This window comes from Caulobacter sp. HMWF025, from assembly GCF_003060965.1.
In the GTDB taxonomy this organism is placed as follows: Bacteria; Pseudomonadota; Alphaproteobacteria; order Caulobacterales; family Caulobacteraceae; genus Caulobacter.
Window position 1 is genome coordinate 14676 of record NZ_QAII01000149.1, and the last position, 8921, is coordinate 23596.

The window sequence follows — 8921 nt, forward strand, 5'->3', positions numbered from 1 at the left end:
ACGCTCGACCATCAGGTTCACATGCCCCAGCAGATCGGCGATCTCGTCGCGGGTCGTGATGGTGATCTTTCGGGTCAGGTCCCCCTCGGCCACGGCCCGCACGGCGTCCGAGGCACGGCGCAGCCCCCTCGAAACGGTCGTCGCGATGAAGACGGCTGCGCCCACCGCGATCAGCAGCGAAACGACCGCCAGACCGATCAGGCCGTTACGGATCGCCACAAAATCGGCATCCGCCTTCCGGGTCGCGGCCTCAAGCTCGGCCTGGGACAGCTCGACCAGCGCCTGGACCTTTGCGCTGACGTCCTCGGCATGTTTGCGCCCCTCGCCCATCGACAGGGCCGTAGCGGGTCGGTCACGACCGGCCTGGGCCAGGGCATAGACCTGGCCATGCACCTCGGAAAGCTCTTCCCAGCTTGACCCAAGAGCCTTCCAGCGGGGCTTGTCCTCGGCCGGAGCCAGCCCCTCGGCCTTGGCCAGCAAGGCCTCGAACTGGGATTTCTCGCGCGCCACCTCGCCCTCCAGCGCCTGGACCTCCTCCGGCGAGCCGACCAGGATCATGGTCTTTTCCAGCCGCACCAGATCAAGCATGTGAACATTGAGCTTCTGGGCTGCGTTCAGGCGTACGGCCGGCCCGTCCACCAGGTCGTTGAGCTCCCGATTGGTCGTCGAAAGGCTGTTCAGCCCGAACAGGGTCGAGGCCAGCAGCAGGGCGATGACCAGGCCAAAGGCCAGGCTGAGTTGCAGCTTGAGGGTGAACCGCATGGTGTAGCCTTTCAGGCGTGGGTGCTGCGCGTTCGGGCAGCTCAGTACTCGGTGAATTCACTGTCAGAGGGATCGGGGCCGCCCTGGCTCAGGTCGAGGGCAAAGCCGTGGGCGCGCGCCTGCTGGGCCGCCACGGCCCGGGGCCGCCCAGCCGGCTTTCGCCCGGCGGCGGCCTTGGCGGGAGCGCGCGGGGCCAGCTTGACGACGGGGGCCGGCCTGCTGCGCGAAGGGGCGGCATCGCCGTCCAGGCGGAAATAGGCGATCGAGGTCTGCAGTTCCTCGGCCTGGGCGGCCAGCTCCTCGGAGGTCGCCGACATCTGTTCCGAAGCGCTGGCGTTCTGCTGGGTGACCTTGTCGAGCTGCTGGATCGCCTCGTTGATCTGGCTGGCCCCGATGTCCTGCTCGCGGCAGGCCGCGCTGATCTCGGCCACCAGTTCGGCGGTCCGGCGGATATTGGGTACCAGGCTGGTCAGCAGCTGGCCGGCCGACTGGGCGGCCTTGACGGTGTCGGTCGAGACCGCGCCGATCTCGGTGGCGGCGGTCTGGCTGCGCTCGGCCAGCTTGCGCACCTCGGAGGCGACCACCGCAAAGCCGCGGCCATGTTCGCCGGCCCGGGCCGCTTCAACGGCCGCGTTCAGGGCCAGCAGATCGGTCTGGCGGGCGATTTCCTGCACGATGGTGATCTTCTCGGCGATCGTCCGCATCGCCTCGACCGCGCGATTGACCGCTTCCCCAGAGATTTCGGCGTCCTGGGCCGACTGGCGGGCGATCTTCTCGGTCTGGGCGGCGTTGTCGGCGTTCTGCTTGATCGCGCCGGTCATCTCTTCCATCGAGGCCGACAGCTCCTCGGCCGATGACGCCTGTTCGGTCGCGCCCTGGCTGACCTGCTCGGACGTGGCCGACAGTTGCTGACTGCCGCTGGAGACATTGTCCGACGCCGACAGGGCATCCCCGACGACGCCGCGCAGGCGCTCGACCATCTGGCTGAGGGCATTGCCCAGGGTGTCCCGCTCCGACATCGGCCGGGCATCGACCGTCAGGTCGCCGTCCGCGATCTGCTCGGCGACCCGTGCGGTCCCACGCAGGTTCAGCACCATCTGGCGCAGGGAAATTCCCATCACGTCCTTGTCGGAGGCCGGCTTGACCTCGACGGACAGGTCACCTTCGGCGACGCGGTCCGCCACTTCGGCTGTCGACCTGAGATTGGCGATCATGGCGTTGATCGAGCGGAGCAGATCGCTGATCTCGTCGTTCGACCTGACGGAGACCCGCTGATCCAGATCCCCGAGCGCCACGGCCCGCGCCAGGCCGTCAATCTGCGACAGCCCCCGGCTGATCGTGCGCGAAATCCACACGCCGGCGGTTACGGCAATGACCAGGGACAGAGCGATCAGGCCCAGAAGGATCTTGCGCGACGTGCGGGAGATCTCGTCACTCTGCTGGTCAGCCGCCTGCAGGCGCTGGTCGCTATAGGTCACGATCTCACCGATCACCCGGTCTGCCTGCTGAGAGATCTGCTCCTCTGTGCCCAGCATCAGGCCACGGGCAGACTGGCGCTTGCCCTCCAGGATCAGGGCCCTGACCTGTCCCTCAACCCGTGCGAAGTTTTCCCAGTCGGTGCCCAGCGCCGTCCATTTCGCGCGCTCCTCGGCACCCTGGGCGGCCGCCAGGCCTTGCTTGAGTGACTTGGCGATGGCCTGGCTCTGGCGCTCGGCACGATCCGACTCGGCGTTCAGGGTCTCGGCCGTTTCAGCCAGTGCCATACCCCTCTGGGCGGAGAGCACATCCTTGAAGGCCACATGTATGCCCTGGGCGCGCTGCAACTGGGCGGCCGGCCCCTTGACCAGTGCATCCTGGAGCTCGCTCAGCCGGGTCATCTCGATCGCGCCGTAACCGGCAGCCCCGACAATCAGCAGGGTCATGAGCGAGAAGGCTGCGATCAGTTTCAGCTTGATCGTCAGGCGCATGGTGAAGCTCCCAGGGGTTCCGGACCCGGCCAGTGCCAGTCCGGTCTAGAATCCAGTTTCAGCGCGGTCGGTCTGTCGGCCCGCGTGTGCGATCGGGGCCGGAAGGACGGTGGGGCGTCAGGTCGGATGGACATGGCACTGCTTCCCCGGCCTAGGACGACGGGCCGAACAGCGGCGTGACGACCGCGCCGGACTTGCCACGCGCGGCAAAGATCTGCTCGAGATCGGGAATGACGATCAGGTCGCCGTCCCGACGGGCCAGGCGGCGAATGAAGTCCGTGCGCCACAGCATCCCGACACGCGGGGCGTCCTCAGTGACTGCAGGGTCGATCGCGGTGACCTCGTGAACCTTGTCGGCCCGCAGGCCGATCAGGGTCGGCTCGCCGTCGAGTTCATGCTCGATGACCACAATGCGGCTGTTGACGGTGGGCGCGGCCGCGACCATGTCGAAGGCCAGACGCAGGTCGACCAGCGGGATCACCCGCCCCCGAAAATTGATCACGGAACTGACGAAGGGCGGCGCACCGGGCACATCGGTCTCGGGCAGGAGGTCGAGAACCTCGCGAACCAGCCCGGCTTCCAGCGCGAAGGTCTCGCCCTGCAGGTCAAAAGTCAGGGCCTCGATCGGCGGCTGGGCCGTGGATGTCATGGCAGGGTTTCCCATCAGCCGACCGCCCGCAGGGGTGTGTCCTGGCGCTGGCCGGACGCGACGAGACTGCCGATATCGAGGATCAGGGCGACGCCGCCGTCACCCAGTATGGTCGCGCCCGAAAAGGCGCCGACCTCGGCGTGGAAGCCCGACAGGGCCTTGATGACGGTCTGGTGGTCGCCGAGGATCTGGTCGACCACCAGGCCCACCCGCTCCTGACCGGCCTGGACCACGACCACCTTCTGATGGGGATCGGCCGGCTGGCCGCTGGCGAACAGCTGCCGCAGGCGGATGAAGGGGACCAGTTGATCGCGCAGGGTAATCAGGCTGCGTCCGGTGGAGCGCCGGTCCTGCTCGGGCGACAGCTCGACGCACTCCTCGACACTGGACAGTGGAATGACGAAACGGCCTGCGCCGACCCGAACCAGCAAGCCGTCGATGATCGCCAGGGTCAGGGGAATGCGCAGTGAGACCACCGAGCCTTCGCCGGGTGTGCTGGTCAGCTCGATCGCGCCGCGCAGGCCTTCGATCGTGCGCTTGACCACATCCATCCCGACGCCGCGCCCCGACAGGTTGGTAATGGTGGCCGCCGTCGAGAAGCCCGGCGCGAAGATCAGTTGCAGAAGCTCGCCGTCGCTGACCACCTGGCCCGGCTGGATCAGGCCGTTTTCCTCGGCCTTGGCCCGGACCCTGGCACGGTCCACGCCGCGACCGTCGTCGGTGATGGTGATGACGACCTCGGCACCCGACTGGCGGGCGGCCAGAACAATCTGCCCCGCCTCGGGTTTGCCGGCGGCCCGCCGCTGCTCGGGCGTCTCCAGGCCATGATCGGCCGCATTGCGGATCAGATGGATCAGGGGGTCGGCCAGCCGCTCGATGACGGTCTTGTCGAGCTCGGTCCCCTCCCCCTCGGTCGAGAGCGCGATCGCCTTGCCGGTGTCACGGGCCAGGTCATGAATCAGGCGACGGAAGCGGCCGAACAGCTGGGCGATTGGCACCATGCGCACCACCATCATGGTGTCGCGCATTTCCGAGGCCAGACGCTCGATCTCCTCGGCGACGGCCCGCAGGGCGATGTCGCTGCTGGAGGCCGCCAGTTGCTTCAGGCGGGACTGGGCAATGACCAGTTCGCCGACGCGGTCCATCATCTCGTCGAGACGCTCGGCCGGAACACGGACAGTATCGCCGCCGGCCTTGGCGGCCCGGCCTTCGCCGGCCTGGGCTGCGGTGCCGTCATCAGACGAGGCAGTCGCTGCGACGGGCGTGACGTCGCGCACCGGAGCCACTTCCGGCGCGGCATCGGCGGTCGCCGGGGCAGACGGGGTGATCGCCTCGATGTCCAGGGTCATGTCGTCGATCACAAAGAGGAAGACATCCTCAATCGCGTCACGGCCGTGGGGCGTGATCAGCGTCACGTCCCAGGCCAGGTGGCACTGGCTGGACACCAGGTCCTTCAGCGGCGGCACGGCATCGGTGATGGCAACGACCCTGCACTCTCCCAGCTCGCGCAGTTCGTCGAGTAGCGGCAGCGGGCGGGTGCCGTTGACGAGGGCATCAGCCGGCAGGCTGAAGCGGATATGCCAGTGATTGAGCCCCCCGTCTGTCGCGGGAGGCGGCGCTTCAGCCGCAACAGACTGAGCCGGTGCGGCGGTCGCTACCACTTGCTGCAACCGGTCCAGCAGGGCCTGTCCCTCGGCGTCCGAGGCAGGCCGTCCTTCGGCCAGGGCCCGCATGTGGTCCTGGGCGGCCAGGACGACGGTGACCAGGTCCGGCGAGGCCGGCACCTCCCCCTTGCGAACCCGGTCGAAGGCGGTTTCGCAGTGATGGGTAAAGGCGGCCAGGGCGTCGAAGCCGAACATGGCCCCGGACCCCTTGAGCGTATGGAGTCCCCGGAAGACCGCGTCGATCAGATCCCGCTCACCGGGCCGGTGAACCAGATCCAGCAGGCCCTGCTCGATTTGCTCCAGCAGTTCCTGGGCTTCCTGGCGGAAGGTCTCGACGGGGTCCTGCGCGGTCATTTGGCCAGGACCTTCCGGACCACCCTGAGCAGCTGTTCGGGGTCAAACGGCTTGGTCAGCCAGCCCGTCGCGCCCGCCGCCTTGGCCTGGGCCTTGATGTCGGCATCGGACTCGGTGGTCAGGAACAGGATGGGCACACCGGCTCCGGCCGGGCGCTTGCGCAATTCCCGGATCATCGACAGGCCGTCCATGACCGGCATGTTGAGATCGGTCACGATCAGGTCGAAGCCACCCGCCGCGCCCTTGTCGAGACCTTCGGCCCCATTGGCCGCTTCGGTGACGGCATAACCCTCGCCACTCAGGGCGATCTTGATCGCCTGCCGGATGCTGGCGGAATCGTCCACGGTCAGGATCGCGGTCATTGGTCGCTCGCCCCTTGCAGCCAGAATAGCGTTCGCCCTGACCCGTCGTCGTCGAGAAAGCCGCCGCGCCGCAGCACTTCCAGCACGCTTCCATCCGCCGGCGCGCACAGTGACAGCCCACCGCCCGCCTCGCTGGCATGGCGACGCGCAGCTTCAATCAACTGCACGAAGGTCAGATCAATTTCGGAGATTTCGGAAATATCGAGCCGCAGGCCTTCACAGTCTGAGAGCGCCTCAACAACCTGAACATAGGCCGTTTCTATAGTTGAGACAGTCAAAGACCCGGACAGGGATAATGTTCTGTTGCCGCTGTTTTCCAACAAGAGCCCCCCCTGGAAAACCGAAGCTCATTCTTGATGAGCCGCTTTATTTGCGGAAACTATCGGAATTCGGCCTTAACCCGGGGTTAAGAAAACAACTTTTGAGATAGCGACACAATGTCGCATCAATCATAGGGTTAACCGACGCGGCAAATGGCACGTTCACCACGGAGCCGTGTCCGGCTCGCAGCCGGTTCAAAAGATCTTGGGCTCTGAGAATCGAAAGCCCGACAGCAGAGCAAGACCGGGCAGCAGGATCAGGCCGGCCAGCAGCAGTCCGACCCGCACGCGGCCCCGGTCGCACTGAACCGCAACGGCCCGGGCAAAGAGAGCGACCACGGGCAGGGCAACGACGAGCCCGGCCGCGACATCGGCGAGCGTATGGGTCTGCAGGGTCACGCGGGTGACGGCGACCCCGAGGATGGCCGCCAGACTCATCAGACCACCGGCCAGGGCAGGCAAGCCTTTGCCGGTCCGGACAAACAGAACGGCGGCACAGCCATAGACGACCGTCGCCAGGACCGCATGGCCACTGGGCGCGCCGCTCGACAGTTCAAGAGGTGCGGCCAGCCAGGGCGGCGGCGAGGTCGCCTGCGAGATCTGCTTGAGGACCGCCGTCAACGCGACGACACCGACCAGCCCGACGACGAAAACCGCCGCGACCAGCCGGTTGAGCCTCAGCCAGCCAAAGGCCAGGAGCACAAGGGCCGCAGCGCTTGCGACAACGGGATTGCCCAGGTCGGTGACGACCTGCGCGAGGCTCATTGCCCGCCGAGCAGGACCTGGCTTCCGCCGCGATCAATGCCGTAGTGCAGGCGCGGCATGTTCTGTGAGGCCATGTAGGCCTCCAGGGCCTCGCCGGGCCCCGGGGTGAACAGCATCAGGAAGCCACCGCCACCGGCCCCGATCACCTTGCCACCGGTCACGCCGAGATTGGCCCGGACGTGATCGTAGAGCTGGTCGATATGCGGCCAGCTGATCTTCGAAGACAGCTGTTTCTTGCTCAGCCAGTGCTCGTGCAGCATGTGGCCCCAGCCCTCGAGGTCACCGGCCACCCAGGCGTCGCGGATGCGGTAGCCGAGGTCCTTGATGGCCCCAAGGCTCTGGGCGACCTGGTCATGGCCCGATCCCTTGGCCAGCATGGCGCTGTTCTGATCGTCGAGGATCACGGCCGCGTCACGCCGCAGGCCGGTATAGTAGATGTGGGTATGCGAGACGAAGGCGGCCTCGACGTCCGGGGCGATGTCGACCGAGCCGACCTTGACCTGTCCGTCAGGGGCGATGTCCAGCGTGGTCAGGCCGCCGAAGGCCGCCATGTACTGGTCCTGCTTGCCGATACCCTTGGCCAGCACGTTGATCTCGAGATTGCACGCCTCTTCCGCCAGGGCCTGGCGATCGGGTTCATGACCCTTCAGGGCATGCAGGGCCCGCAGGAAGCCGACGAGAAAGCAGCTGGACGAGCCCAGGCCCGTGCCACCGACGATGTCGCCGATCGAGGCGGCCTCGAAGCCGGTTTCGATGCCGTGGCTCAGCAGGGCCGCCCGCACCAGTTCGTGTTTGAGATCCGCCGCTCGCTCGACCGTCTCCGGGTCCGGGCCCATCAGGGCCACGTGCTCGTGGAAGGCCGGCCGGTGGGCACTGACATGGATGTACTTGTCCAGCCCCATCGCGAAGATGAAGCCGCCGCCGTTGCGGTAGTAGCTTTCCAGGTCGGTGCCCCCGCCGCCGAGGGTCACGCGCAGCGGGGTGCGGGTCGAGATCATCGGCGGGCTACTCGGCGGCGACGGTGGCCGGAGCGCCGGCCAGCTTTTCCCAGTGACCCTTGGTCACGGCCAGGGCCGGGTGCGAGACCAGCAGGTGCCAGACCACGGCGGCCAGGCCTTCGACGATGGGAGTGATCAGTTGGTCGTCGACCGTGGGGACGATGACGCAGGCGTCCGCGGCCTGGGCGGTGTAGCCGCCGCTGCGGCCGACGATGCCGGTGACGGTCGCGCCGCGGGTCTTGGCCAGTTGCATGGCGCGGACGAGGTTGGCGCTGACCGGGGGCTCGAGGCTGCCGCCACCGACCGAGAAGATCAGCAGGCCGTCCTCGGCCTTCAGGCGGCTGCTTTCCAGCCAGGTCGAGAAGACGCCTTCCCAGGTCTCGTCATTGATGCGGGCGGTCAGTTCCGAGACGTTGTCGGTCGGGCAGTAGGCCTCGAAACCGCAGATCTTGCGGAAGTCATTGGTGGCGTGGCTGGCGTGGCCGGCGCTGCCGCCGACACCCAGGATGAACAGGCGACCGCCGCCGTCGCGCACGGCGGCCAGCTTCTGGGCCATGGCCTCGACGGCAGAGCGATCGATGGCTGCCATGGCGCGGGTCGCGACGTCGAAGAAGTGATCCGTGAACATGTGAGCTTTCCTATTGGGGCGCGGCCATGGCCGGTTGCCGGACCATGAGCGAAACTGCTTGCGATAAGGTATCGATCACGTGGTCGGCGCCCGACTCCGTGCCGGAATTGTAAGGCCGTGCCAGCAGGACGGTGCGGACGCCGGCGGCCTGGCCGCACTGGATGTCCCGGTCCTGGTCCCCGACCAGCCACGAACGGGTCAGGTCGACGCCGTGGCGCGCGGCCAGGTCGAGCACCATGCCCGGGCGGGGCTTGCGGCAGGCACAGAGGTCGGCATTGTCGTGCCGGCAGGCGAAGATGTCGTCGACAGGCAGGGCCTGGGCCAGACGGGCATGGATCGCGTCGAGCGTCGCATCACTCATCAGGCCGCGCCGGACATCCGGCTGGTTGGTGACCACCAGCAGCAGAAAGCCAGCCGCCTTGAGCGCGGCGAGCGTGGCCGCCGCCTCCGGC

General features: G+C 67.3%; 10 protein-coding genes. All 10 read right to left on the reverse strand.

Features of this window, described 5'->3' with window-relative positions; genetic code table 11:
• A partial coding sequence (locus DBR10_RS20175) for an MCP four helix bundle domain-containing protein (RefSeq protein ID WP_233243442.1) occupies positions 1–762 on the reverse strand: 762 nt, incomplete at its 3' end.
• Positions 763–803: 41 nt separating this feature from the next.
• Entirely contained in the window at positions 804–2729 is a 1926-nt protein-coding gene (locus tag DBR10_RS15695) for a HAMP domain-containing methyl-accepting chemotaxis protein (RefSeq protein WP_108506254.1), read from the reverse strand.
• Positions 2730–2880: 151 nt separating this feature from the next.
• Complete coding sequence (locus DBR10_RS15700) at positions 2881–3378, reverse strand: chemotaxis protein CheW (RefSeq protein WP_199223664.1); 498 nt, start codon at positions 3376–3378, stop codon at positions 2881–2883.
• A gap of 14 nt (positions 3379–3392) precedes the next feature.
• Positions 3393–5396, reverse strand: coding sequence for a chemotaxis protein CheA (locus DBR10_RS15705; protein WP_108556496.1), 2004 nt, complete (start codon positions 5394–5396; stop codon positions 3393–3395).
• Positions 5393–5758, reverse strand: a complete 366-nt coding sequence (locus DBR10_RS15710) for a response regulator (RefSeq protein WP_108506253.1) — start codon at positions 5756–5758, stop codon at positions 5393–5395. Before DBR10_RS15710 ends, DBR10_RS15705 begins: the two co-directional genes overlap by 4 nt.
• The gene (locus DBR10_RS15715; RefSeq protein ID WP_108506252.1) at positions 5755–6081 is read right to left on the reverse strand and encodes an STAS domain-containing protein; all 327 of its coding nucleotides are present in this window, start codon (positions 6079–6081) and stop codon (positions 5755–5757) included. The genes DBR10_RS15710 and DBR10_RS15715 overlap by 4 nt, the downstream gene beginning before the upstream one ends.
• 192 nt (positions 6082–6273) lie before the next feature.
• Complete coding sequence (locus DBR10_RS15720; protein WP_108506251.1) at positions 6274–6843, reverse strand: phosphatase PAP2 family protein; 570 nt, start codon at positions 6841–6843, stop codon at positions 6274–6276.
• A complete protein-coding gene (locus DBR10_RS15725) occupies positions 6840–7841 on the reverse strand; it encodes a GHMP family kinase ATP-binding protein (RefSeq protein ID WP_108488775.1) in 1002 nt (333 codons plus the stop codon). Before DBR10_RS15725 ends, DBR10_RS15720 begins: the two co-directional genes overlap by 4 nt.
• Positions 7842–7848: 7 nt before the next feature.
• Positions 7849–8469: an SIS domain-containing protein gene (locus DBR10_RS15730; RefSeq protein ID WP_108506250.1), complete on the reverse strand. Its 621-nt coding sequence runs from the start codon at positions 8467–8469 to the stop codon at positions 7849–7851.
• A gap of 10 nt (positions 8470–8479) precedes the next feature.
• Positions 8480–8921, reverse strand: a 442-nt coding sequence (locus DBR10_RS15735) for a D-glycero-alpha-D-manno-heptose-1,7-bisphosphate 7-phosphatase (RefSeq protein WP_108556502.1), incomplete at its 5' end; no start/stop codon positions are given.

Coding starts and splice junctions, on each gene's coding strand:
- DBR10_RS15695 (WP_108506254.1), bottom strand. CDS start 2,729: ATGCGCCTGACGATCAAGCTGAAACTGATCGCAGCCTTCTCGCTCATG.
- DBR10_RS15700 (WP_199223664.1), bottom strand. CDS start 3,378: ATGACATCCACGGCCCAGCCGCCGATCGAGGCCCTGACTTTTGACCTG.
- DBR10_RS15705 (WP_108556496.1), bottom strand. CDS start 5,396: ATGACCGCGCAGGACCCCGTCGAGACCTTCCGCCAGGAAGCCCAGGAA.
- DBR10_RS15710 (WP_108506253.1), bottom strand. CDS start 5,758: ATGACCGCGATCCTGACCGTGGACGATTCCGCCAGCATCCGGCAGGCG.
- DBR10_RS15720 (WP_108506251.1), bottom strand. CDS start 6,843: ATGAGCCTCGCGCAGGTCGTCACCGACCTGGGCAATCCCGTTGTCGCA.
- DBR10_RS15725 (WP_108488775.1), bottom strand. CDS start 7,841: ATGATCTCGACCCGCACCCCGCTGCGCGTGACCCTCGGCGGCGGGGGC.
- DBR10_RS15730 (WP_108506250.1), bottom strand. CDS start 8,469: ATGTTCACGGATCACTTCTTCGACGTCGCGACCCGCGCCATGGCAGCC.